A 24,144-nucleotide genomic window follows, 5' to 3' on the forward strand; every position below is an offset into this window, starting at 1 on the left:
TGCCGCATACTGAGGCCTCACAGAAGTTCGCACTCGATCACATGCTCGAACGGTCAGAAATTTCTTGCACTACGGGCGGCAACCACAGAAGACAGCCTGCATCGAAGCGGGGCTTGTCACTATCGATCACAGCGAAGGCGACGCCGTCGAAATACCGAAATACAAGCCATACGACTTGAGACATTTCTATGCGTCCATGCTGATCGAAAACCGTGTCAATCTGAAGCGCATTCAAAAACTGATGGGACACTCCGACATCCAAACGACCCTGAACATCTACGGGCACGTTGTTGAGCGTGTCGAGTGGGAGCAAGACGAGCAAACCCGTCTTATATCCTCGATAACAAGCAAGAAAACTTGTGGCGAATTTGTGGCAAGTGACCTCTAAGCCTCGGTATGACTACCTTTTTTAAGGCATTCAAATGCCGGATCATCGACCACGACAAACTTGATGTCGTAATCGCAGGAGACGTTGTGCTCTTCCATAAGAAAACACCAGACCTGATGCCACAGCTTGCGTGCGGCCAGCGTGGACCGATATTCCCAACGGTGTTCGGCCACGCCAATCGGTGACGGGCAGCCGCAGCGGTCGCATGCGGCCTCCAGTCGCCGCGCCGCCTCATGGACACGGCGCGGAACATAGGTGATCCAGTCGAGATTTGATGATCTTTCGCTCATGACGTTCTCCGTTCCTCATCATCAGTGAGCATCGCTTCGATCTTTGCCTTGAGCAGCAGGGCGCGGCGTTCGTGCCCATCGACGATGGCAATCTGTGTCAGGGCGTCACCGTGCTGGAGCAGCACTTCATAGGTGCCCGCCTTTCGGCGGCCGACATGAACGGCGCGGCATTCCTCGCGCGGGATGGTGACCGGCGTGCCGCACTGGCCGCGCTGTATGCTCAGCCTGTCGCCCTGCATCTTGATGGCAAGGTACGGGCGGCCCGTGATGCCGCGCCAAATATGCGCGAAGATGGCACCATACATCAAAAGGACGACGGCCAGCACGAGACCAAAGACCCAGCCCTGAAGATCGGGCAGCGTGTCGCCCGGCTCCCATGAGCGCGCAAGTTCGACAAGCGGCGCCAGCGCGGCCGGAATGCCGCTGATTATTGTCACCGGCAGGTCGCCCAGACTTTGCGGCGGCGCCGCGGGCGCGCCGTAATACAGCGCCGGGGCGACGATGATGGTCAGCAGCGCGACGATCACGACGGCCGCGAAGAATCTCATGCCTTTCTCGACATTCGGGTAGAAGCCGATAAGGCGTGTCGTGTCATCTTCGCGCCGCACAACCGGCTTTCCCGTGATCTTGCTCTGGATCAGGCTCAGGGTTGTCATCATCTTACTCCTTGTTCTTCGGCGGCCGGCCGCGTTTGCGGGCCGGGCGGTCAATGGCCACGTTGAGCCCGTGCTCTTTGGCCAACATCCTGATCTTCGCCATCGCCTCGCGTTTGCGCTCGGCGTCACGCCGTTCGAGGTGATCGCTGGCGGCCTTGATCAGTTGCCGCGGCTCTTCGTCGCTGGCTTGCGCGAGATCACGCGGGACATTTTCGGCGGCCATCGGCCCGCCGTGCTGTCCGGTTGTCGTTTCGTCATGGTTCATCATGGTCCTTCCTTTCAGGGTTTGGGTTTCGGGAGGCGCAGCGGCGTTTTGCCTTGCGCGATTTGCGGCGCGCGCGGCGGGGCGGTCGTCTCGATGCGCTCAAGGGTACCGATCGACCCTTTGCTGCCGCAGGACGGCGCGCAGCGAAAATAGAACCCGCCGCGCCGCTGCTCGGAGCGCCCGCCACAGACAAAGGCGCCGCAGCGCGCGCATTTGATGAAACGTCCTTCCCCGCAATGCGGGCAGTCCACCGCGTTCAGGTCAAAATGCCGGATGTCGTGCTGCGTCGTCGGAGCAGCAGCGGTGGCACCTTGGTTTGCCTGCGGCTCCGGCGTGCGCACAGTTTCCAGCGCGTAGCGGGGCTTGCCGCGCTGGCGGACAAATACCGCTTCGAATGGCGTGTCTGTCCTGGCGCAGTGGCAGGCAAGATACTGGCGGTCGGTGCGTGCTTCGTCGAAGGCGCGCAGCCGCGATCTTGCGCGCCCGATTGCGCCGCCGGTTGCCGTAAGGTCTGGCAGTCTGAAACTCATGATCGTCCTCCTAGCTCCATCCAAAATGTTCACTGATCCGGTCACGGGCGCGCAGGATCGCGATGGTGTCCGCCGCATTGCCGCCCTGGTCGGGATGCGCCCGCTTGATGACGTGGCGATAGGCGCGCTTGAGATCATCCGGCGTGAAGCCGCCCTCGGGCAGGCCGAGCAAGGCACAGGCATCGGCGATACCGGCTGATCCCGCCGCTGCGTCCGGTCCGGCTCGGTTGTCACCATCGCCGTCGCCGTGCGCGTCGCCGCTGCGGGCTTCGAGCGCGATGAACCAGACGAGCAGTGCGAGCCGACCGGCGCCCGTCAATACGAATGCAAAGACGCTTCCGAGCCCGATCGCCGCCGCGGGCAGGATGGCCAGCAAGGCGGCAAAGAACAGCTTTGCGACTACGCCGAGCAGCTGGCAAAGACCGGCGATCAGAACCGGCAGCAGCCGGAGCCCGATCAGAAAGGCAAACAGCGCCAGATGCGGCAGCCAGCCTTCTTCGATGACCCAGGGTGGCAGAAGATCGATGATCCAGCGTTCAAAGGACATGACGGGCAAACTCCCAAAGACGGAACAGGCCGTAGCCAAGGCCGGCCAGGTAAATCAGGGCGGCGACCGGGTGCGGCGCGAGCAGAAAGGCCGCGGCATAGAGCGCCTTGCCCCAGAGCCGCCTGGCCAGCGCGCCGAAGGCGGGCGGCGTCCGGCCCGATTGATACGGGTTGCGGTGAAACCGCCCCCGCAGCGCCGCGCGCTGCCAGTAGCGGGTCTTGCGCAGAACGGCCGGCTTGAGGTTGCCGATGAAGGCGATCTGCTTGTCACCGTCGAAATGGAGGATTTCATCGACGGTCAGCAGCGGGCGCCGCGTCTCGGACGTCGAGGCCTTGCCTTTGGCATTGACTGACCGGCTTTCCGCCGTGCGTTCGCCGACCAGCCTGTGGATATACTCCGCCGTCTCCAGATCGGCGGCGCCGAGAAACTGCCGCAGGCCGCAATTGGCGATGAAGCCCTGCCATTCCTGGCCGTAGAGCGCCTTGACTTGTCCGATATTCTGGAAAGTCGGCCAGAGCACGACGCGGTACTTGCGCAGCGTGGCGTGCCAGTTCGGAAACCGCGAAATCTTGCGCAGCGCCGCCGCCTCGTCGATGACGAACAGCACCTTCTCGCGCGCCAGCGGGGCGCGCTGCATGGTCCAGATCGCACAGCCCATCGCAAGGCGCGGGATCGCGGCATGCGTCTCGCTATATTCCAGCGGCAGGACGACGGCGATGATGCAGCCCTTAACGCGCTGCCCGCGCTTGTCAGTCCCCTTGAGCGCCCCGAAATCCACATCGCTGCGCTTGAAGTTCTGGCGCGCGATCGGGTCCGCCAGCCAGCGCAAATCCTGCTGGATCGTGGACATGATGGCCGAGAACTCTTCGGGCGCCTGGTCTTCGCGCCGGTCCATGGCGTTGGCCTCGGCCGCCACGAGCCCGTCGGCGACCGGATTGTCTTTCATTTCTTCAAGTAGTTCACCCCAGCCTTCAGCTGACAGGTTCACCATCTCGTACAGCGTCCCGAGATGGTGCTGGCTTGTCGGCCGCCCCGTGCGGATATGAATGATCAGCGCCTGTTTGAAGGTCTGGCCGGTATCCTTGAAGAACTGTGACGAGCCGTTCTCACGGCCGCTGCGCGGCGTGAGCATCTCGGCCAGCAACTCCGCATGCGCGGCGAATTGCGGGTCCTCCGGATCGAGGATATCCATCGGGTTGAAGCCGTGCCGCGGCAGCGCCCACGGCTTTTCCGGGTGTCTCCCGAACGGATTAATCACGGTGACCTTGTAACCTTTGGCGCGCCACTGCTTGATCGCGATCGCCGCGTTCTCGCCGCCCGGATCGTTGATGAATGCAAAGGGGTGATCCAGAATGGCCGGCAGGATGGCCGCTGTTCCCTTGCCGCTGCCCGACGGGCCGAAGGTGATGGCGTGCGTGTCGTCATAATAGACCGGCAGATCGGCGAAGGACCAATCGCCGACGATCATGCCTTCGCGGCGGAACAGGTTTTTCTGAAGCGCCGTAAACGGGGAGAGGTAGGATGCCGAGCCGTGCGTCGTGGCGTCCTGCTTGAAACGCCAGCGCAAGAGGGCATAGCCCCCCGCACTTACTGCTGCCGATCCCAGAACAACTCCGATCATGGCCGTTTACACCCTTGTTGCTTGCCCAAGCATTTTGGTGTTTTGCGGCGCTTCGATCTACGACACGGGTTGGACACGGTGCGCCGCGCACGGCGCGTTCGGCCGTTCAGGGCTTGCTGAATCCAGTAGGTTTTGCGGATTGAAGATAGCGATGCGCTGATCTGCACCACGATGGATTGCGGCGTTTTCAGCGGGCGGTCGCTTGGCTCGGGGACAATGCTCCCCTGGCGCGAATTCCCTACTGACGGGTGCCGGTCAGAGCCGCAAGCCGCGTGCCGACCTTGTCCTTCAATAATGCCACAAGCGCGGGATCACCGCGCTCGTACTCATCCGGGATATGCAGCGTGACGATCTGGTCGTCCGGCGGACGTTGCTTGAACTTCTTGCGGATGCGTTCGCGGTGGTGGGTTTCCATCGCGAAGATCATGTCGGCCGAGGCCACCAGCTCCTTCGTCAATGGGCGCGGTGCCTCTGAATCCGTCCCTGCCGAGATGACTTCAATACCGGGCGTGTCGCGGAAGACGTCTTCAGCGGTCGGACTCCTCAGCTTGTTGGCGGTGCACACGAACAGGATACGCATGGCGGCATATTAGCAGAGCATCGGCGTCTGTGCAGGTTTTGCCAGCCGCAGGCGACCGGATTTGTCGGCGGCGGTCACATGCCCGGGCGCATGTGGGCACCGGCATATTGTCCTGCCGTAATTTCGGAAAAACAGGCGCATGGCGTTTTGATCCGCGATCGGATGGCGTTCCGACATACCCGTCTCCTGCCTTTCTGCAAGGGCAACCCGCATTGCCAGACCGTGCGCGAAGCTGGCGCATAACGCGGGGCTCAGCGCTGCAACTTGCTTTGTCGGCTCCCCCGTTCCCTTCGCACGGCTCCGGTCACGGTCCCCCCAACAATGCGTTGCAGCCGCCCCGGCGCATGCGCCGGACGCGTCGGCATCGGCTGGCATGGGGCCAGGACGGGATGGATGCTTGCCCTGTCATTGCAGTCGCACCCTTCCCGCAGGTGAGGGGTGATGGACGACTTCGGCGAAGCATGACGGTGATTGAGCATCAGCGCGGGGCAGTGCCCAGCGCGGAACCCTGCCGGTTCTGGGAATCTTGGCCAAAGGGGAAAGCCTTCCCCTCGCTGCAACCCGCCTCTGGCGGCTTTCCGCTACCCCTTCCAGCGGGGACACCCCGCAACGCCCCGTTCCAGTCCGGCGCCGCAATGTGCAGCGTCAGCCGAACAGTTTCTCAAGTTCGGCGCGCTGTGCGGCATGTTTATCAGCGTTTTCAGTCATCAGCTTCTCGATGTTCATGAGCTTCCAGCGCACGGCGGGCAGATCGGCCGCTTGCGGACGATCGATGGCCTCGAATTCCGGCACGCCGTCATGCAGGCTGAGCAGGAAACGCTTTGTGTTCTCGTCGAAGCGGGACTGGATGTCGGCGATCAGTTGTTCTCGGGTTTCCAGGAGGTCATCGAGGATGATGGGCGTCTTGGTCATACCCTCGAACTGTTGTGCGTAGGGCCGGTCGAGATCGATCAGATTCGGGTTGAGAAGCTCGTGCGCAGGGCGCGGCGAACTGGCGACATAGATCAGGAAGGTGCGGAACAGGTCGTCCGTCAGCCCTTCGTTTTCATAGAGGAGTTTGACGTCATAAAGGTCGCGGGGGTGCTGCCGATCAAGGGCGGCATGGAGTTTGCCGCCGAACAGGTCTTCGAAGGCGACGATCTGCATCTCCGCGTACCCGAACTCATCCTCGACGGGTTCGGTGACCGCGCGGGATTCCGGTTCGTGAACGGCGCCGCGTGTGACGGGGGAGGTCTCGATCTTGATCTCCGCGCCTTTGAGGCGGGCAAGCAGGCGGGTGGCGCCGCCGCCACCGCCTTTGATGCGTTGGGTTTTCGCTCCCGCTATGCCGCCTTCGATGGATGCTGCGATGCGGTCCATCGCGTCGTTGATTTCAGCAAGGCTTTCATCACGGTCTTTGATCGGCAGGTAGGTCAGGTCGATATCGACCGACAGGCGCGGCAGATCGCGGTAGAACAGGTTGATCGCCGTGCCGCCCTTGAGCGCGAAGATCGGCTCGAAGGCGACATGCGGGAGTATGCGGACGAGCAGCGCGACCTGGGCTTCATAGGATTCACGCGCCATCGCTTGCCTCCGTTTTCACGAATTCTTCCGGCACCATGATGCGATAGCGCGGATGTATCCGGCCGCCTTTGACGAGCGCACGGTCGCCGCTGCCGAGGTTGAATTCTTCCGGGTCGATGCGCTTGCGCCAGGGGTGGTCGTGGCGATCGGCGAAGACGAAGAACAGGCGTTTGACCTTGATCTTCTTGCAGCTGTGCAGCAGCGCCGAGAGCATGCGCGGGCGCAGCGTCGTCAGGCTTTCGAATACCATGTCGAGGTTATGAAAGCTGCCATGGCCGGGCAGTTCGTCCATGGCTTCCATGACCGCCCGCTCGGGGGCTGACATCTTTAGTTGCCAGTCCCATGGCAGGGTGTCTTTTGCGTCGGTGTCGTTTTTGGTGAGGCCGAGGGACGAGTCCGCGAACAGTGAGGTTTTGCGGGGTTCTATCGGGGCGTTCAGGGGCAGTTTGGCCAGCCAATTCGGTATGGCTTCGCCATAGACCCAGACAGGCGCGTTGCTGCCCAGACGCAGATAGTGGTCGTAGCCTTGCTGGCCGAGGGCGGTCGTACCGCCGACATGGACGTCGTAGTCCATGATATGCTGCATGGAGAGCAGGCAGGTCTTCCAGTCGAGGCTGTTGGCCTTGGTGGCGTTCGGCGCGGGGCGGCGGAAGACGCCGCGATGGACGCGTTCCAGCCAGCCGTTATCGGCATACTTGCGGGCAAGGAAGCGGCTTACCTCATGGCGTTCCAGCCACGCGGTATCCACAAGGAAACCTGGCGGGATGGCGTCGAGCGTGTTCTTTAGCTTTTCTTCTTTTTGTGTACTCATGGATCACAATTTAGCACATATTCAAAGGGCGCGCCACCAATCTCTTTGAAGAAGAACGATTTAGTGCACCCTGAGTGCACCTAATGCAGGAAAGTTGAAGGGATCAGGAGCCCACCAGCAAAGCAGGGCGGGCGCCGGTGCCCTGCATCGTCTTCGCCGCCGCACCCCCATCAGCAAGTGAGGGGTGACGGACGGCTCCGGCGAAGCAGGGCGATAGGTTCTTGATAAGTTGTGAAAATCCCTACACGGACAGCACTATCACAGTTACAGTGTCCCCTATGAATGATGTTCTTGATCTACAGACGACTTACAAGGCGATCCTGGAAGCGGCGCGTGATCGCCGATTTATTAGCTATGGTGACCTTGCCCAAGCCAACGGCGCGAAATGGCAGAAGGTTCGGCGCGCCATGAACTATCATCTCGGCGACCTCGTGGAAATTGCAGCTGACCGAGGTTGGCCCATGCCGAGCGCAATCGTTGTCAACAAACAGAATATCGAAACCGGAACGCTGGACGGCGATGCCCGTGAAGGTTTTATCAACGCTGCCAAGGTCTTCGGCTTTGAGGTGTCTGACCCTGCGACTTTCGTGAAAGAACAGCAACAGGCGGTGTTCGACTGGGCGCCAAATGCACCCGACGATCTTGGCCTCGATCCCGGCGAAGGGCAACGCGGCGGAGACCTCGGCGGCCCCAAATTTGTTCAGTACTTTGGTCCTGTCCTCGACGCCCTCCGCTCCTTGGGCGGTTCTGCCGAGCCGCGAGCCGTCATGGATTTGGTCAAAGACACGGGTCCGGTCAGCGAGGAAGAGCTGAAGGAAACCAACAAAAACGGGCAATCCAAATACGAGAACAAAGTCGGTTGGGCGCGTTTCTATCTTGTCAAAGCCGGTCTCATCGAAAGCAAGAAGCGCGGCGAATGGACTCTGACCGCCGAAGGCCGGGAGACGCATCTCGATCATGACAGCGCGCTGACGCTCTTTCGCGATGTTCACTCCCGTTACAAAAGTTCGGGCGGGGAAAATGCCGATGAAGCGCCACCCCCGCCTGACGATACGCCAGGGTCGGTCTTCGAAGACCCCGACCGGCAATTCTGGTTCGTTGGGGCCGTTTGGGGCGGCACGGATGACCAGACCGAACGCTTCCTGAACGAGGGCATCTGGCAAAACGGCTATGATGAGAAATTCTCCGAGCATGTTGCGCGGATGAAGCCAGGCGACAGGATCGCGATCAAAGCATCCTTTGTGAAGAAATACGGCTTGCCGTTCGAAAACCATGAAAAGCCGGTTTCATGCATGCGGATCAAGGCGATTGGAACGGTCACCGAAGCTACCACTGACGGCAAAACCGTCAAGGTCGATTGGACGCCGCTTGATGAGCCGAAAGAATGGTATTTCTACACGTATCGTACCACTATTGTGGAAGCTGACGCCTCCGACGAGCTCGCAAGGCGCTTGATTCAGTTCGCCTTCGGCGATCACAAACAAGATTACGAATTCTGGCTGCGTGTTCCTTATTTTGCCAAGAAGTACAGATCGCGCGACGTCACCGCGACAGACATTGAGCGCGAAGAGGAAGAGGCCGAAGCCGATCTCGAAGACGTCGCGTTCAAGCCTTATAATGTATCTGATATCGTCGGCGATGGTTGCTTTTTCCCGGAAGAAAATCTGCAATCGGCGCTATCGCGTCTGACTGCGAAGAAGAACCTCATACTTCAGGGGGCGCCCGGCACAGGAAAGACCTGGCTCGCCAAACGCCTTGGTTACGCGCTACTCGGGACGCGTGATCGCGTCGTCACCCGTAAGCGTATGCGCTCCATACAATTCCACCCGTCATTGTCTTACGAAGATTTCGTGCGCGGCTGGCGTCCCGACGGCGATGGCGCGCTATCCTTGATTGACGGCGCGTTTCTCGAAGCTGTCGAAGCAGCGCGCGCCGAACCGGACCGCCCCTATGTCGTGATCATCGAGGAGATCAATCGCGGCAATCCCGCTCAAATCTTCGGGGAAATGCTCACCCTTCTTGAGAAAGACAAGCGCAGCGAAGAAGAAGCGATCGAGCTGGCCTACCGTCATGAAGCAGGTGAGCGGGTCTTCATTCCGCGTAACCTGTTCGTTATCGGTACCATGAATATCGCCGACCGCTCACTCGCGCTTGTTGATCTGGCACTCCGGCGACGCTTTGCCTTCGTCACGCTCGAAACGGCATTGAATGACACCTGGCGGCAATGGTGCATCGAGCAGGCCGGTATCGACGACGCTGTCCTGAAACAAATCCAACAGCTCATGGCCGAGCTCAATGACGAGATCGCGGCTGACCGGTCACTCGGAGCGCAGTTCCGGATCGGGCACAGCTACGTCACGCCCGCGCCCGGCGAGACCGTGCCGGACGGAAAGGCATGGTTCCGCGCCATCGTCGAAACCGAAATCGCGCCGCTTCTTGAAGAATACTGGTTCGACAATCTGGACAAGGCCGCCTCGTCCAAGGCGCGGCTGCTGCAAGGGCTATGAGCGCAGCGCTGGACGCAGAAGCCTGGCGTGATGATGAGGCGCAGCTTGCCTATGACAAGATACCGGTGCGCAATGTCTGGCTGCTGTTCCTTTATGCCTATGATCTTGCCCGCTTTCAGGGGCGGTTCGAGGCCGACATCGAGGATTCACCGGATTTCAAATCACTCATCGCGCGGCTCTTGTGCCACGCGGTCGAAACCCGCCTGCGGCGAAACCTAAGTTTTGGCTACCGTCGGCGCGCCGATACGCTGAAGCGCGTGCGGGGCCGCATCGACATCCTGGAAACAGAATCCCGTGATCTCTTCCGGCGCGGCGAGATCGCCTGCCGGTTCGAAGAGCTCACAATCGATACACCCAGAAACCGGCTTGTACGCGCCGCACTCACAGCACTGGGCGGGCGCCTGTTCGAGCAGGGTTTGGCCCACAGAACCAGAACCCTCGCCGGAGCCCTCGGGCGGGCGGGCGTCAATGGCCAAGCGCCGTCCCGCGCCGAAATGGCAACAGACCAGATCGGGCGCCACGAAGCCGAGGACAGACTCATGGTGTCGCTGGCGCGCGCCGTCTTTGATCTTGTCCTGCCGACCGAGCAGGAAGGCGTGCGTTCGCTCTTCAAGGCATCACGTGGCGACACGGAATTCCGGAAGCTCTTCGAGCGTGCCATTTGCAACTTCTTTGCGGCCGAGCTCCCTCGGGCAGAGGGCTGGCGCGTCTATCCCGGCAAGCAAATTTACTGGCCGGTCGGCGCCGCGTCGCCCGGCATCCGTGCGCATCTGCCCATGATGGTGACAGACATCATCCTTGAGAACGAGCGCGAGGACCGGCGGATCATCATCGACACGAAATTCACGAATATCCTTACCGGTGCGCAATTTGGTGACGGGCAGCGCTTCAAGACCGGCCACATCTATCAGCTCTATAGCTATCTTCGGAGCCAGGAACGGGAAGATGACCCGCGCTCCCTGACGTCAGAGGGGATGTTGCTATATCCGGCGATCGGTGTTGACGTGGATGAAGCTGCCGCGCTTCAGGGGCATACGCTGCGCTTTGCCACGATCAACCTTGCCGCTCCGACGGCAAGCGTCGTCGAGAAGCTGCGGCAGTTGCCGGTGCTGAGCCGGATCAGCGCATCAAGCGTCACGAGCGCAGCCCCGATCTAGGCTGCGCTGAATGAAAAGGCATATAACCCATTGTGGATATGTGGTGAAAATCAACCGTTGAGGGTAGCGCCGGATGCGTCCTTTGCTAAGCTGCACAAGAGTGGCCCGGAAGAGCCCATCGCGTTTGGGAAGCTTGGCAGACGTGAATCTCCATAAGAATAGAAAAGCAGGCCGAGAATGAATCAAATAGCCCATAACAAACTCGTCTCATTTATTTGGTCGATTGCCGATGATTGCCTTCGCGATGTCTATGTGCGTGGCAAATACCGGGATGTGATATTACCGATGGTGGTCCTGCGTCGCTTGGATACCCTCCTTGAACCAACCAAGGACGAGGTACTTGAGGAAGTTGAATACCAAAAGAACGAAATGGGTGGGGCAGAGCTTGATGAGGAGCCGCTGCGTGCAGCATCTGGATACGTTTTCTACAACACATCCAAGTGGACGCTCCAGAAGCTCTACAGCACTGCAACGAATAACCGCCAAATCCTGCTGGCCAATATAGAGGAATATCTCGGAGGCTTCAGCGACAACGTAAAGGAAATCATCCAGCGTTTTAAGCTTCTGGAGCAAATGCGACACATGGCCAGCAAAGACGTCTTGCTGGACGTGCTTGAGAAGTTTGTCTCGCCAAAGATCAACCTAACCCCCTTTGATAAGGAAGACCCGGACGGCAACATGCTACCCGGCCTATCGAATCTCGGCATGGGATATGTCTTCGAAGAGCTGATCCGAAAGTTCAACGAAGAAAACAACGAGGAAGCCGGGGAGCACTTCACGCCGCGTGAGGTGATCCATCTGATGACGCATCTCATGTTTGATCCGATGAAGGATCAGTTGCCTCCGGTCATGACAATCTATGATCCGGCCTGCGGCAGCGGTGGCATGCTTACTGAATCCCAAAATTATATCAAAGATGTCGAAGGTGCGATCCGCGCTGCGGGGGACGTCTATCTCTACGGTAAAGAGATCAACGACGAGACCTACACATCAAGTACCCGCGCCAGCCTCTTGGGTGGCCACCGCGACCGCGCCGTGATGCAGACGTCACGATCCCCAAACCACGCCCGAAACCGCCACATCACCAAGAAAAATGACCCCGCGCGCGGCACCGTAACCGTGCCGGCAATGTCGCTTGGTCGGTCCGCCCGCCGTGAATTACAGCGTGTCGCGTTTAATCGGTTTTGTATCCGGCGGCTCTGAAGAAGTTGTAGCATTCCTCGTCGTTGAACAGATTGCAGACATGCCCGACCGCCTGCCATAGCTCGTCGTAGGTTCGCGCGGCAGCATTTCGGATCAGCGCCTTGAGTTTTGAGAATCCCATTCCAATGGGTTTCAGATCGGGGCTGTAGGGCGGCAGGAACAGGAACCCGTCACCGATGTCCTGCATGGCGCGGGCCGCGCCGGGACTTTTGTGACGGGACAGGTTGTCGAGGATAACGACGTCAACCTCGCGCAGCGTCGGCACCAGTTGCGTCTCTACATAGAGGTCGAACGTCTCGTTGTTCATCGCCCCGTAGATGACCCACGGCGCGTCAAGCCTGTCGTGCCGAAGGGCACCGATGAACGTCGGGGTGCGCCAGTGCCCGAACGGGGCGTGATCGACCAGTCGTTGTCCGCGCGGCGCCCAGCCGGCGATCTTGGCCATGTTGGTCTTCACCGAGGTTTCGTCGATGAAAGCCAGTCTTTCAAGATGCCTGGCCATGAAGGGCTGGCGTCTGCCGGTCCAGATGCGGCGCAAGTCGGCCACATCTTGGCGCTTCTGTTCAAGCGCCCCGGTCGCGCGCTTGAGACGCACCATGTCGTTGACGAACTTGATCGAAACGCAAAGCCGCCGGGCTGCTTCGCTGTGCGTGTTTCCCTGATGACGAATGCAACGGCGCGCTCCAGTAGCTCAATAAAATGTGGTCTGGCCGTCTGTGACCCCCATATCTGCCTCAAAGACAGGGATGCACAAAGTATACATCTTGGGGACCGCGATTCCAATCAAGATCGACACGCTCTAAGGGGTGCGCAGGTTCCCCGCCGATTCCTTGATCGCGTCATACTGTCCGCCGGGGCGGAAACGCCATAAGTAATCGGGCAGCACGGCCTCGCACGCCACGGGCTCGATCCCGAGGTCGGCAAAGCTCTTGGCGCCCTCCGACACGACGTTGTCGACCTTCAGGCTCTTGACTTGGTCGCGGGTGATCTGCGGCGGCACGAGGCCAAGCGTCACCGCTTCTATCATGTCGAAAACCCACCCCATGATCGAGGCCAGCCAGAACGGGATGTTCACGATCAGCCGGCGCCGGCGGATCACGCCCAGCATCTGCTGCATCAACTCGCGGAACGTGTTCACGTCCGGGCCGCCCAGTTCGTAGATTCCGGGCTCAGCCTGACCTTCGACACCCATCACGGCGGCGGCGGCCACGTCGTCGACATACACAGTCTGGAACCGCGTGTTACCCCCGACAACGGGAAGAACCGGACCGAACCGTGTCATCGACGCGAAACGGTTGAAAAACGCGTCCTCGGGCCCGAAGATGACCGACGGGCGCAGGATCACCGCCGAGGGGAAATATTCCTGGATCGCCTTCTCGCCCATCGCTTTTGTCCGCGCATAGATGCTGTCGGCGTCCGGGTCGGCACCGATGGCCGAGATGTGGACGATGTGTGACACGCCCTCATCGGCGGCAATGCGGGCAATTCGCGCCGCGCCGTCATGCTGCACCGCGTGGAAATTGTTGCGCCCGCGACTGTCGAATGTGCCGACACAGTTCACGACAGCATCAGCGCCGTGCATCACAGACCGCACGCTCGCGTCATCGCGGATATTGCAAAGGACGGGTTCAACCTGACCGACTGCGCCGTAAGTGCGCACGTACATCGCTTCGTTCGGGCGCCGCACGGCGACCCGCACGCGCCATCCCTGCTTGGCAAGGCGTCGGGCGATATACCGCCCGACGAATCCCGATCCGCCGTAGATGGTGACGAGTTTCGACATGCGCTGGCCTCCGGGCTGTTCAGTCTCCCTTTACAACTAGCGGTCCGGGTCGTGTTGGACAAGGTAATATGAGGATTCCGAAGCAGAGCGGATTTCGCCGTTGACACCGCCGAACAGCAAGGCTACACGCCAGCCCCACGACACCAGCCCAGGTGGCGGAATTGGTAGACGCGCTAGCTTCAGGTGCTAGTGTCCGTATGGACGTGGAGGTTCGAGTCCTCTCCTGGGCACCACATGTTTGAGTTTCGCCATAACTGCGCGAGAACGTGCACACCCTCTAGGCCTGTCCATCCTGATACGCGCCTTGACGTTCCGGCTGAGATGAATACTGGCTTACTCATGTTGAGTAATAGGGCTGGAATTTCAGCCAGCCGTCAGTCAGTCGCTGCCAAGGCAATGAGGACAGATTTCGCTTTGTGCCCCCGCGATCCTTGGGTATCGTTCCAAAAGCGGCCTTCAGTCCGGGAAATCCCGGGTGAGAAGGCGAACGGCAGGCGGACGAAAAAGGGGGGTATATTCCAATGGGACGTCGCGATGATCTGATTGCAACCTACGCGGATGATTTGCGGAACAAGTGCGGGATCGAGCCCGATATGGACCTGCTGACCAAGGTCACGATCGGGTGCGGCCCCGCGATTTACGACGCGGACGCGGCGACCGTCGCGGCGGGTCAGCCCGCAGAGCTGGAAACCGTGAAGGACAATTTCCTTGTCAAGAAGCTGGGGCTGGCGGACGGACCGCAGCTGATGGAGGCGATCGAGCAGGTGATCGAGACCTACGGCCGGTCGGAGCGCAACAAGTACCGTCCCGTTGTCTATTACATGCTGACCAAGCATTTCGGCAGGGAATCCGTGTACGGCTGACAAGGCCGGATGAAGACATACAAGTTTTACGTATTTCGCCTTTGCCCCGACCCCGGCTTTTTCGTACCTTTGTTCCCGAGGGCCAGGATGGCCGACCTTTCCAGAGACGCGTGTGGTGAGACGGGAGCACGTGGGGGAACGGAGGGTGTCGGCACGGGCCTTCGCCCTCCGTTCACACGTCGACAGGGTTACGCGGGTAGGCCCGCCATGTCACAAACGATGCGCCATTCCTCGTCGGTCACAGGCTGAACGGAAAGGCGGGGATTCCTGACAAGCATCATGTCGGCAAGCCGCGGTTCTGCCTTGATCATGTCCAGGGTGACGGGTGTCTTGACCGGGCACACCGCTTTTATGTCGACACAGTCCCACCTATCGTCGTCGGTCGTGCTGTCGGAATGGGATTCGGCACTCACCTCGACGATCCCGACCACGGCTTTTTCCTTCTGGCTATGGTAGAAGAACCCCCGGTCGCCGCGCGTCATCTCGCGCATGAAATTGCGGGCCTGGTAGTTGCGCACACCGTCCCATTCCTCGCCTACATCGCCCTTGGCCACCTGGTCCTGCCAGCTCCATGTCGCGGGTTCGGATTTGAAAAGCCAGTAACGCACGGGTCAGATCAGCTTGTTCCACGGGATGAGCTCGACATCGGTGAACAGCCCGGCCTCGGCATACGGGTCGCTGTCGGCCCAGTCCCGGGCGGCCTGCATGTCGGCCACGTCGAGGATGACAAGTGAGCCGATCATGTCGCCCGCATCGTCGAGCAACGGGCCGGCCTGGCTGACCACGCCGGTTTCCTCGATGTAGGCGAGGTGCGCGTCACGGTTTTCCTTGCGGATGTCGAGAGCCCCCGGCTTGTCGCGGGCGATCAGGGCGATGAGCATCATTCTTCCTTCAGTGGTCTGGACAGAAGCATATCGATGGCTTCGCCCACATGCAATTTGCCGTCGATCAGGGCGAGGATCGCGCGCGTCACGGGCATGTCCACGCCGAGGCGGTTGGCCTCGGCGGCGACGGCATGGGTGGTGGCCACGCCCTCGACGGTGACCGACGGGTCGAAACGCTCCTGTCGGCCAAGGCTGACGCCGAAGCGGTAGTTGCGCGATTGCGGCGAGGTACAGGTCAGCGTCAGGTCGCCGAACCCCGACAGGCCCGACAGTGTTTCGGCGCGGGCGCCGCGGGCCACGGCCATGCGCGTCATCTCGGCGAAGCCGCGGGTCATCAGCGCGGCGCGCGCGCTTTCGCCAAGGCCCGCGCCCATGACCGCCCCGCAGGCGATGGCCATCACGTTCTTGAGCGCGCCGCCCTGTTCGGCGCCGGTCACGTCGGTGGTCCGGTAAAGGCGCAGGTTGCGCGTCGTCAGCGCGTGTTGCAGGCGCTTGCCCGTCGGAGCGTCGGCGCACGCGAGCGTGAGCGCCGTGGGCAAGCCTTGCGCGATATCGCCGGCAAAGCTGGGGCCGGTCAGGATGGCGGCGGTGGCCGACGGGACGGTTGCGCCGATCACGCGGGTGGGGCTGTGGCCTGTCGACAGCTCGATCCCCTTGCAGCACGCGACCAAGGGGCGTTTCGCCAGTACCGCGCGATGATCGGCAAGAAGCCCGCGCAGTTTCTGGGTCGGCACGCTGAGCAGGCAAGGGCCGTCCGCGGCGATGTCTGCCATGTCGGCCGTCACCGTGACGGTGTCGGGCAGAGGTGCGCCGGGAAGCCGGCGGCGGTTTTCACGCAAGGCCCGCGTTTCCGCGGCGTGTTCGGCATCGCGACACCAGAGCGTGACCGGGCCGTTGCCGGCCAGCGAAATCGCCAGCGACGTGCCAAAGGCCCCGGCGCCAATGATGGCCGTCATGCCTTCGCCCCCTTCCGGCCACCGCCGACGAGCGGCGCGGCCCCCCGGTCGAGCGGCCAGCGCGGCCGCGCGACCATGCTCATGTCATCGCGACGGCCCGCCGCGAAGAGTTCGGCGCCCGCATAGGCGATCATCGCCGCGTTGTCGGTGCACAGTGCCAACGGTGGCGCGACAAAGCGCGCGCCCTGCGCGTCGGCGATCCTTTCCAGCCCGGCCCGTATGGCGGTGTTGGCGGCCACGCCGCCGGCAACGGCAAGAACCGGCTGCGCGGGTTGTTCGGCGAGATAAAGCGAAAGCGCGCGGCTGGTTTTTTCCGCCAGGACATCGCGCATGGCCGCCTGAAACCCGGCGCAGAGGTCAGCGCGATCCTGCCGGGTCAGTCCCGTTTTCTCGGCGACGATGGTATCGCGGGCGCGCAGAAGTGCCGTCTTGAGCCCGGAAAACGACATGTCGCAGCCCGGCCTGTCGAGCAGGGGCCTTGGAAAGTCGACGCGCGCGGGGTCGCCCTGTGCCGCCGCGGCCTCCACGGCGGGACCACCGGGCTGAGGCAGGCCGAGCAGGCGGGCGGACTTGTCGAATGCCTCGCCCGGGGCGTCGTCGATCGTGCCGCCGAGGCGGGTGAAATCATCACAGCCACGAACGATCACGAACTGGCAATGCCCGCCCGAGACAAGCAGCATCAGGTAGGGGTAGGCGATGCTGTCTGTCAGGCGCGGGGTCAGAGCGTGACCCGCGAGGTGATTGACCCCGACAAGCGGCAGGCCTGCGCCGACGGCAAGGCCCTTGGCGCACATAACGCCCGAGATTACCCCCCCGATCAGCCCGGGCCCGGCCGTGACGGCGATGGCATCCATGGCCGAGAGCGGCAAGGCCGCGCGGTCGAGGGCGGCGGCAACGCAAGCATCGAGCTTTTCGGCATGGGCGCGGGCCGCGATTTCCGGAACGATACCGCCGTAATCGGCGTGCAGGGCCGTCTGTCCATGAATGACCGAAGCTAGGATTTCCGGCGGCGACCCCGGCTCGCTGCGTACCACGGCTGCCGCCGTGTCGTCGCAGCTGCTTTCAAGGCCGAGGATGGTGAAGGCTCGTGTCATCGCGCCGCCCATTGCGGGAATATCCCATGGCAGGTAACACCGGTTGTCAGCCGAAACAACTCCGGACAGGAAATGGCCCCCACGGTACTCATCACACGGCCCGAGCCGGCTGCACAGGAATTCGCAGACGCGGTTCGCAGGCGATTCGGGGCCGGGGTGGCGGCGGTGGTCGCGCCCGTGATGCGGATCGAGCCCTACGGCGAGCTGCCCGACCTCGCAGGATTTGCCGCGCTGATATTCACCTCGCGGAACGGTGTGGCGGCCTTCGCGGCGCAAACCACGGGGCGGGATCTGCCCTGTTTCACCGTGGGCGATGCCACGGCCGATGCCGCGCGAGCGATCGGGCTCGATGCGATTTCGGCCGGCGGGGCGGCCGGCGATCTTGTAAGGCTGATCCGGGAAAGCGGGCACGAGGGGCCATTTCTGCACCTGCGCGGAGAACATGCGGCTGCCGATATTTCCGGGGAATTGCGGCTGGCCGGGCTGACGGCGGCCGAAGTCGTGATCTATCGTCAGGTCGAACAACCCTGCGGGCCGCAAGCGGATGCGCTTCTGGCAAAAGAGGGTGCGGTCATTCTTCCCCTTTTCTCGCAGCGCAGCGCGCGTGTATTCTTCTCCCGTGGGCCATTCAACGCGACTGCCTTTGTCGCGGCGATAAGTGATCCGGTGGCCGAGGTCATTCCGGCGGGTGCCGTCAGCGAGTGCATGGTCGCCGAGCGTCCTGACGCCGAGGCCGTGCTTGATACGACCGGACGGTTGCTCGACAGGGCCAAGCGCCTTGAGGGTGGAAAACGGGCGCAGTAAGGTCAATTGATACGCACGACGCGTCAGGATTCGAAAAGGTGATGGACATTGGCGGATAAGGACAAACCGGGAAAAGACGTGGATGGCCCGTCCGATACGGATGGCGGGACCGAGGCGGTAGAAACCACGGAGGAAACCGGCGCCGAAGCCGCGCAAGGCAGCGATACCGTCGATGCGATGCCGGAAAAGCCCTTGCCAGAGGCGCAGCCTGATGACCCTGACGCAGCCGCTGAAGATACACCGGATCTTGATCTGACCGAAACCGTCGATGCGGCGTCCGACACCAGCGTGGATACCGAAAGTGGAGTCCAGGCGGATGACGACAGCCTAGGCGAAGAGGACACGCTGACGCGTGACAAAGAGACGGCTGACGACATCGCGGATCACGCCGACGACGAGACGCCGGAAGCGCCAGCGGCCTCTGACAGGCTGGACAGCGGTGATGGCCCAGGCGTGGCGGAAACCGCGCAGATGGCCCCCCCACCCGAAAAGGTGATTGAACGCAAGGGTGGTTTTTTCCCGATGCTTCTGGGCGGTGTTGCCGCCGCTGCCATCGGTTATGGCGCGGCGATCTATCTTGGTGTACCGCAGCAGGATGACGCTGGACGAGACGCCTTCGAGCAAGAGATGCGTGAGCGTCTGTCCGATCAGGCGGAAACCCTCGACAGTATGTCGTCGCGCGTGGACGCGGCGGCGCAGTCACCGGATCTTGGCGGGCTCGAAACCGCGCTTGAGGACGTGGAAGGCAGCGTCAACGCCCTGTCGGGCCGTGTTGACGCGCTCGACTCGCGGCTGGGCCAATTGGACGAGCGTTTGACCGGACTGGAGAAGCGCCCGGTGGCCGAAGGCGCCTCCGACGCGGCGGTCGCCGCCTATGAACGGGAGTTGCAGGCCCTGCAAGACGCCATGGCCGAGCAACGCGCCGAGATCGAGGCGATGGCCGAAGAGGCCCGCGCCATGGAAGAGAGCGCCGAGGAAACGGCGCAGGCCACGATGCGGCGCGCGGCGCTGACGCGCATCCAGACCGCGCTGGAGAACGGAACGGCCTTTGCCGGGGCATTGTCGGATCTGCAAGGTGCCGGCGTCGAACCGCCCGCGATCCTGTCGCGGAAAGCTGACGGCGGCGTGGTGTCGCTCGATGTGCTGCGCGAGACTTTCCCCGACGCTGCACGAGCGGCCTTGGCGGCATCACGCGCGGTAGCCGGGGCGGACGGGGGCGCCGGCGGGTTCGGCAGTTTCCTCAAGACGCAATTGGGCGTGCGATCGCTGGCGCCCCGGGAGGGCAACGACCCGGACGCCGTGCTGTCGCGGGCCGAGGCGGCATTGGCCGAAGGGCGATTGAACGACGCGTTGGCCGAGATCGAGGCGCTGCCCGAGCCGGGCCGCGCCGAACTGGCGGATTGGACGACCCGGGTGTCCGAACGGCTTGAGGCAATCTCGGCGGCGCAGAAACTCGCCGAGACAGTGAACTGATACCGAAAGGGCGACTCGAATGCTTTGGTCCATCATAAAGATTGTTGTCTTCATCGCCCTTGTTGCCGGCGCGAGCTTCGCGACGGCACACCTGCTGGAAATCGAGGGCGGCGTACGGATCGCCATGGCAGGGTACGAGATCAGCCTGACACCGCTCAAGGCGGTGATCGTGCTGATCCTGCTGGTTCTGGTGATCTGGGTCCTGCTCAAGCTCACGTCGTTGCTGGTCGCGGTTCTGCGCTTCATCAACGGCGACGAGACCGCGATTTCGCGGTATTTCGACAAGAACCGGCAGGAAAAGGGGTACCAGGCGCTGGCCGACGGGCTGATGGCGCTGGCCTCGGGCGAGGGCGACGTGGCGATGGCCAAGGCCGAACGTGCCAACAGGTTCCTGCGCAAGCCGGCGCTGACGAACCTCATTACCGCGCAGGCTGCGGAAATGTCCGGCAATCGGCGCAAGGCCGAACAGGTCTACAAGCGGCTTCTGAAGAACGAGAAAACCCGCTTCGTCGGGGTCCGTGGAATCATGAAGCAGAAGCTGGCCGATGGCGACACGGAAACCGCCATGAAACTGGCCGAAACCGCCTTTGCGCTGAAGCCCCGGCACGAGGAAGTGCAGGACACGCTGTTGCAGCTTCAGGCCCGGTCGGAAGACTGGAAGGGCGCGCGGGAGACACTGAAAGCCAAGCTGAAATACGGGGCCCTGCCGCGCGATGTGCACAAGCGCCGGGATGCCGTTCTGGCGCTGTCGGAGGCGCGCGATGTGTTGGAAGAAGGCAATGATATCAAGGCGCGTGAAGCCGCTATCGAGGCAAACCGCCTGTCACCCGACCTTGTGCCGGCCGCCGTTCTGGCCGCGCGCAGCTATATCGCGCAGGGCTCCAAGCGGTATGCCGCGCGGGTGATCCACAAGGCATGGCAGGCGCAGCCGCATCCCGATCTGGCCGCCGCCTTTGCCGAGATCGAACCGGACGAGACACCGCAACAGCGTCTTAAGCGGTTCCTGAAGCTGCTCAAGATGCATCCCGATCACCGCGAGACCAAATTGCTGGAGGCCGAGCTTCATCTGGCCGCCGAGGACTTCCCGGCGGCGCGGCGGTCGCTGGGCGATCTGGTTGAGAATGATCCGGATGCGCGCGCTTTGACGATCATGGCCGCGGTGGAACGCGGCGAGGGATCGTCCGATGCCGTGGTCAAGGGATGGCTGGCGCGTGCCCTGTCAGCGCCGCGCGGCCCGCAATGGGTGTGTGACAAGTGTCACCATATCCACACCGAATGGGTCCCCACCTGCGAGAACTGTCACGCGTTCGATTCGCTAAGCTGGACAAGCCCGCCGCAGGCGGAGTTGAGCACTTCGACCGGGCTGGAGATGCTGCCGCTGATCGTCGGGGCGCTCGAGGACAAATCGAATGATAGCGTGCCGGCTTCCGATACGGATGAGGACGCCGTGCCGGATGCGGAAATCATCGAGGATGTGGAAGCGCGGGAAGGCGATAAGTGAGCATTTCCCCCGTGTAATCAGATTCTGAAGCCCGTATTCGATGCGCTGATGTTGTTCAGCTGGTAGAGTGCGTCATTCCTAATGAGGGGTCAAAACGAGTTTTGCCTACATATTAAATTCTTTAGGCTTCCATGGATCCTTTTTGGAGAATGGTACGGGCATTTGCAGGTCTGATTCAGATCAGAGGGGCGTATGCTCGTTGCACCGCGACGTTCCCCGCTTTCCCGTTGCTCAAGCATCTCGGGCTGCATTCCGTTGGAAGAGGTGACCACGCGTTCAAGTTCGGCATGAGGGCAGAGATCGACGCCGTCATCCGTGCGGGACTGACGGCCCGACCCGGCCCGAGGGATCGCGAAATCACGTGATGGCCAAGTGGACGTCTGAAAAGTCCTTGGCTGCCCGTCGGATGCGCCCGTGCATCGTAGAAACCTCGAACCGGCGACCTTGGGCGGTCAGGCTCCGCAAACGCCGCGGCTCACTGAAAAGCGTACTCGCTTTGGCCGCCGTCACGGTCAACGGAGAGCCTTGACGTGCGGCAGGTCCACCAGGCGCCCCGAGAACACGGGGTCGAAGTGGCTTACAGAACCTGTGACGGGGTCAACGACCGCCATATCTTCGTACAGCGGCAGTTTCTTTTCTGCCCTGTCGCCGGGTCTCGCTTCACCGCCCGAGCAGCAATCGGTTGTCCACCGTTGCTCTTGAATCAGCGATAGACGGCGAGGTGCACTAGCCCGTTCTGCCATGCGTCGAGTTAGCCCGACAAGCGGCCCCTCGCCATGTTTCACGTCGATTCATGCGCGAAGTAGAATGGTGTCCGGAGGCAAGGCTGGCCACCTTGATGGCGCGCCGATCCGCTTCGCCCGCCATGACGTTTGCTATCGCCTGCGGATCGTAGGCCATCGTCTTATTCGCGTCGCCTCCGCATTCTTGTCCTGTTCCCAGGGAAGTCTCGACGAATCGGTGCGTTGGCAAGTCCCGGATCTCGCGTGCCCCAGGACGGATTTGAACCGCCGGTCTTCGCTTTACGAAAGCGCTGCTTTACCACTAAGCTACTGGGGCCACGCAGAGCGACTGTTTAAACGTTCAGGCGTCGCCCTGCAAGGTTGAATCGGTACGGAATCCCGTCACGTTTTGAAACGGCGTGGAAGATGGACCCCGGTATCGGGGTAAACGGCCTGCTCGTTTGGAAACCCCTTGCGATGCAGGGGTTTTTGCAACGCTTTGAGCATGTGGTCGGGTGCGGCCGTTGCATGCAGCGGGCCGGTGGAGTTGGAGTTCCCCCGGTTTGGTGGACGGGTCGTGTCGCGAAGAGTGTGGAAATTCCCGAGCGGCGCGACCGGGCAGGTTTCACATGCCGCGGCTCAGGCCGCGACGTCAAGGAGGGCAGTTTCGAGCGGTTGATGCAGGGTTTCCCTGCCATCCACCTTTCGCATCTGGATCTGGTCTGATGCGAGCAGCGCCCAAAGCAGCATTGGCACGGTCTCGGTCGCAGGCAGCACGGTCTGCGTTTTGATGTGACGTCGGAATTCTTCGTTCAGGCGCTTGATGGCGTTCGTTGTCTTGGCCGCCTTCCATTGGGTAGGGGCCAGGCGAGTGAACGCGAAGAGGCTGTCTGCGACCGCTCGACACCGCAGGCGCCATTGCCGCAGGAAGGCCAAGCGCCGCCTCATCACCTCCCGTCCCGGCGCACACCGATAGCGGGCAAGACCGGCACGTGCGTGGCGCGCTTGTCGATGCGCGTGCGCAAGACGGTGCCGTACAGGAGTGAACCCGCGAACGCGATCCGTCCGAGAGAGCGGGCGAACCGGCCGATGTCCTCATCGGCGAAGGAGCGTGCGCACCACGCGGCCCAGGCCACCGTCACCTTGCGCCACGCCGGGCTGACCTCGTCCTTGGAGGCGGCGCCCTTGAACAGCGCGAAAAGCGCGCGTTTGAACCGGCGCGTGGTCGTGCCCGACAGGTAAACCGAGGCGATCAGCGCCTCGGCCTTCTTAGTCAGCCGACGATACCGGGGCAGCGCCTTCGACCGCCATTCGCGCGTCCCAGCATCCTCGCCCTCGATCCGGGCCCGGGGCACCTGCACTGTCTCGGTGCCGAACGTGCCCACCAGCTCGCGGTCGCGGTGCCCGTTGCGGTGTCCCTTGGCCTTGCCGCCGCGGGCATAGCGCTCCCGGCCCAGGGCCTCGGCCAGTTCTTCCTCGACCATGGCCTCGACGATCTGGCGCATCATCGCGCGCAGTCGATCCTCGATGGGATCATAGCTTTCCTCATTCGCCAATAGCGCCAGTGCGCTGCCTTCGGTAATCTCGGTCATGGTGTTCGGGCCGCGCCTCGAACCGATGGCGGCTTGCGGCCCTCACTCTCCCTGGCGGTGACCGCCGCCGGTTGGGTGGGTTGCAAGTTCACCCGGCGATTACGCCGCCATAAGATTTCCACCACACCCAAGACACAACCATCACCGAAGCTCTTGGCAGCCTGACCACGGCAGCAACCCTGAACCCCGGGTCCCGCACCCGCGGATGACCCGCCTTCAAGCCACGGCAAACGGGAAAACATCCTCCCAGCCGATGTTTTTCAGATGGAGTGGTTGCCGCCCTCCCCAGACGGCATCGCAATGTGCCAAAGTCGTGGTGCTCAACGCCACGCAAAAAGGAGGACGGCGAGATGA

General features: G+C 62.1%; 23 protein-coding genes, 2 tRNA genes and 1 pseudogene. 9 read left to right on the forward strand and 17 right to left on the reverse strand.

Features of this window, described 5'->3' with window-relative positions; genetic code table 11:
• The first annotated feature begins 64 nt into the window (after nucleotides 1-64).
• Entirely contained in the window at nucleotides 65-388 is a 324-nt protein-coding gene (locus tag ACH107_RS15970) for a tyrosine-type recombinase/integrase (RefSeq protein WP_412506684.1), read from the forward strand.
• On the opposite strand, the gene ACH107_RS15975 is transcribed toward ACH107_RS15970, so the two are convergent.
• The 9 genes from ACH107_RS15975 to ACH107_RS16015 all read right to left on the reverse strand — a co-directional run bounded on the left by ACH107_RS15975 (nucleotide 385) and on the right by ACH107_RS16015 (nucleotide 7,251).
• On the reverse strand, nucleotides 385-678 hold the full coding sequence (locus ACH107_RS15975) for a hypothetical protein (RefSeq protein ID WP_412506685.1): 294 nt from the start codon (nucleotides 676-678) through the stop codon (nucleotides 385-387). The genes ACH107_RS15970 and ACH107_RS15975 overlap by 4 nt on opposite strands.
• On the reverse strand, nucleotides 675-1,388 hold the full coding sequence (locus ACH107_RS15980; RefSeq protein ID WP_412506686.1) for a hypothetical protein: 714 nt from the start codon (nucleotides 1,386-1,388) through the stop codon (nucleotides 675-677). Before ACH107_RS15980 ends, ACH107_RS15975 begins: the two co-directional genes overlap by 4 nt.
• Nucleotides 1,339-1,599, reverse strand: a complete 261-nt coding sequence (locus ACH107_RS15985) for a hypothetical protein (protein ID WP_412506687.1) — start codon at nucleotides 1,597-1,599, stop codon at nucleotides 1,339-1,341. The genes ACH107_RS15980 and ACH107_RS15985 overlap by 50 nt, the downstream gene beginning before the upstream one ends.
• Nucleotides 1,600-1,613: 14 nt before the next feature.
• A complete protein-coding gene (locus ACH107_RS15990; protein WP_412506688.1) occupies nucleotides 1,614-2,129 on the reverse strand; it encodes a hypothetical protein in 516 nt (171 codons plus the stop codon).
• Nucleotides 2,130-2,139: 10 nt separating this feature from the next.
• The gene (locus ACH107_RS15995) at nucleotides 2,140-2,676 is read right to left on the reverse strand and encodes a hypothetical protein (protein WP_412506689.1); all 537 of its coding nucleotides are present in this window, start codon (nucleotides 2,674-2,676) and stop codon (nucleotides 2,140-2,142) included.
• Nucleotides 2,666-4,297 carry a type IV secretory system conjugative DNA transfer family protein gene (locus ACH107_RS16000; RefSeq protein WP_412506690.1) on the reverse strand — a complete coding sequence of 544 codons (1,632 nt, stop codon included), beginning with the start codon at nucleotides 4,295-4,297 and terminating at the stop codon, nucleotides 2,666-2,668. Before ACH107_RS16000 ends, ACH107_RS15995 begins: the two co-directional genes overlap by 11 nt.
• 238 nt (nucleotides 4,298-4,535) lie before the next feature.
• On the reverse strand, nucleotides 4,536-4,877 hold the full coding sequence (locus ACH107_RS16005) for a low molecular weight protein tyrosine phosphatase family protein (RefSeq protein WP_412506691.1): 342 nt from the start codon (nucleotides 4,875-4,877) through the stop codon (nucleotides 4,536-4,538).
• Between the two features lie 645 nt (nucleotides 4,878-5,522).
• Nucleotides 5,523-6,440, reverse strand: coding sequence for a nucleotidyl transferase AbiEii/AbiGii toxin family protein (locus ACH107_RS16010; protein WP_412506692.1), 918 nt, complete (start codon nucleotides 6,438-6,440; stop codon nucleotides 5,523-5,525).
• Nucleotides 6,430-7,251 (reverse strand): type IV toxin-antitoxin system AbiEi family antitoxin domain-containing protein, encoded by an 822-nt coding sequence (locus ACH107_RS16015; RefSeq protein WP_412506693.1) that lies wholly within the window; start codon nucleotides 7,249-7,251, stop codon nucleotides 6,430-6,432. Before ACH107_RS16015 ends, ACH107_RS16010 begins: the two co-directional genes overlap by 11 nt.
• Nucleotides 7,252-7,529: 278 nt before the next feature.
• Between ACH107_RS16015 and ACH107_RS16020 the strand changes: the two genes are divergently transcribed.
• The 3 genes from ACH107_RS16020 (at nucleotide 7,530) to ACH107_RS16030 (ending at nucleotide 12,118) form a co-directional block, all read left to right on the forward strand.
• Nucleotides 7,530-9,758 (forward strand): AAA family ATPase, encoded by a 2,229-nt coding sequence (locus ACH107_RS16020; RefSeq protein WP_412506694.1) that lies wholly within the window; start codon nucleotides 7,530-7,532, stop codon nucleotides 9,756-9,758.
• Nucleotides 9,755-10,915: a 5-methylcytosine restriction system specificity protein McrC gene (locus ACH107_RS16025; RefSeq protein ID WP_412506695.1), complete on the forward strand. Its 1,161-nt coding sequence runs from the start codon at nucleotides 9,755-9,757 to the stop codon at nucleotides 10,913-10,915. The genes ACH107_RS16020 and ACH107_RS16025 overlap by 4 nt, the downstream gene beginning before the upstream one ends.
• Before the next feature lie 177 nt (nucleotides 10,916-11,092).
• The gene (locus tag ACH107_RS16030) at nucleotides 11,093-12,118 is read left to right on the forward strand and encodes a type I restriction-modification system subunit M (protein ID WP_412506696.1); all 1,026 of its coding nucleotides are present in this window, start codon (nucleotides 11,093-11,095) and stop codon (nucleotides 12,116-12,118) included.
• On the opposite strand, the gene ACH107_RS16035 is transcribed toward ACH107_RS16030, so the two are convergent.
• Together ACH107_RS16035 and ACH107_RS16040 are read right to left on the reverse strand one after the other, a co-directional pair.
• Nucleotides 12,090-12,716 (reverse strand): IS630 family transposase, encoded by a 627-nt coding sequence (locus tag ACH107_RS16035; RefSeq protein WP_412506697.1) that lies wholly within the window; start codon nucleotides 12,714-12,716, stop codon nucleotides 12,090-12,092. The two genes, ACH107_RS16030 and ACH107_RS16035, sit on opposite strands and share 29 nt — an antisense overlap.
• Nucleotides 12,717-12,917: 201 nt before the next feature.
• Nucleotides 12,918-13,901: a complex I NDUFA9 subunit family protein gene (locus ACH107_RS16040; RefSeq protein WP_412506698.1), complete on the reverse strand. Its 984-nt coding sequence runs from the start codon at nucleotides 13,899-13,901 to the stop codon at nucleotides 12,918-12,920.
• A gap of 146 nt (nucleotides 13,902-14,047) precedes the next feature.
• On the opposite strand from ACH107_RS16040, the gene ACH107_RS16045 reads away from it, so the two are divergent.
• Both ACH107_RS16045 and ACH107_RS16050 read left to right on the forward strand, forming a co-directional pair.
• Nucleotides 14,048-14,134: transfer RNA gene (locus tag ACH107_RS16045), tRNA-Leu, on the forward strand.
• Nucleotides 14,135-14,422: 288 nt separating this feature from the next.
• On the forward strand, nucleotides 14,423-14,764 hold the full coding sequence (locus ACH107_RS16050; RefSeq protein WP_412506699.1) for a DUF2853 family protein: 342 nt from the start codon (nucleotides 14,423-14,425) through the stop codon (nucleotides 14,762-14,764).
• Nucleotides 14,765-14,952: 188 nt separating this feature from the next.
• Here ACH107_RS16050 and ACH107_RS16055 read toward each other — a convergent pair whose 3' ends face one another.
• The 4 genes from ACH107_RS16055 to tsaD are packed head-to-tail and all read right to left on the reverse strand — an operon-like array spanning nucleotide 14,953 to nucleotide 17,698.
• The gene (locus ACH107_RS16055) at nucleotides 14,953-15,372 is read right to left on the reverse strand and encodes an EVE domain-containing protein (protein WP_412506700.1); all 420 of its coding nucleotides are present in this window, start codon (nucleotides 15,370-15,372) and stop codon (nucleotides 14,953-14,955) included.
• Between the two features lie 3 nt (nucleotides 15,373-15,375).
• Nucleotides 15,376-15,645 carry a YciI family protein gene (locus ACH107_RS16060; protein ID WP_412506701.1) on the reverse strand — a complete coding sequence of 90 codons (270 nt, stop codon included), beginning with the start codon at nucleotides 15,643-15,645 and terminating at the stop codon, nucleotides 15,376-15,378.
• On the reverse strand, nucleotides 15,645-16,604 hold the full coding sequence (locus ACH107_RS16065; RefSeq protein ID WP_412506702.1) for an NAD(P)H-dependent glycerol-3-phosphate dehydrogenase: 960 nt from the start codon (nucleotides 16,602-16,604) through the stop codon (nucleotides 15,645-15,647). Before ACH107_RS16065 ends, ACH107_RS16060 begins: the two co-directional genes overlap by 1 nt.
• A complete protein-coding gene (gene tsaD, locus ACH107_RS16070) occupies nucleotides 16,601-17,698 on the reverse strand; it encodes a tRNA (adenosine(37)-N6)-threonylcarbamoyltransferase complex transferase subunit TsaD (protein ID WP_412506703.1) in 1,098 nt (365 codons plus the stop codon). The genes ACH107_RS16065 and tsaD overlap by 4 nt, the downstream gene beginning before the upstream one ends.
• 72 nt (nucleotides 17,699-17,770) lie before the next feature.
• On the opposite strand from tsaD, the gene ACH107_RS16075 reads away from it, so the two are divergent.
• Genes ACH107_RS16075 through ACH107_RS16085 form a run of 3 tightly spaced genes read left to right on the forward strand, consistent with a single transcriptional unit; the run spans nucleotide 17,771 to nucleotide 21,476 of the window.
• Entirely contained in the window at nucleotides 17,771-18,502 is a 732-nt protein-coding gene (locus tag ACH107_RS16075; protein ID WP_412506704.1) for a uroporphyrinogen-III synthase, read from the forward strand.
• Between the two features lie 48 nt (nucleotides 18,503-18,550).
• On the forward strand, nucleotides 18,551-19,975 hold the full coding sequence (locus ACH107_RS16080) for a COG4223 family protein (protein ID WP_412506705.1): 1,425 nt from the start codon (nucleotides 18,551-18,553) through the stop codon (nucleotides 19,973-19,975).
• Between the two features lie 19 nt (nucleotides 19,976-19,994).
• A complete protein-coding gene (locus ACH107_RS16085; RefSeq protein ID WP_412506706.1) occupies nucleotides 19,995-21,476 on the forward strand; it encodes a heme biosynthesis protein HemY in 1,482 nt (493 codons plus the stop codon).
• A 987-nt stretch (nucleotides 21,477-22,463) separates the two neighbouring features.
• On the opposite strand, the gene ACH107_RS16090 is transcribed toward ACH107_RS16085, so the two are convergent.
• Both ACH107_RS16090 and ACH107_RS16095 read right to left on the reverse strand, forming a co-directional pair.
• Nucleotides 22,464-22,535 (reverse strand) — tRNA-Thr (locus tag ACH107_RS16090).
• A 302-nt stretch (nucleotides 22,536-22,837) separates the two neighbouring features.
• Nucleotides 22,838-23,790 (reverse strand): annotated as a pseudogene (locus tag ACH107_RS16095) (transposase).
• Nucleotides 23,791-24,144 lie beyond the last annotated feature (354 nt).

The sequence above is a fragment of the Roseovarius halophilus (ex Wu et al. 2025) genome (assembly GCF_047086965.1).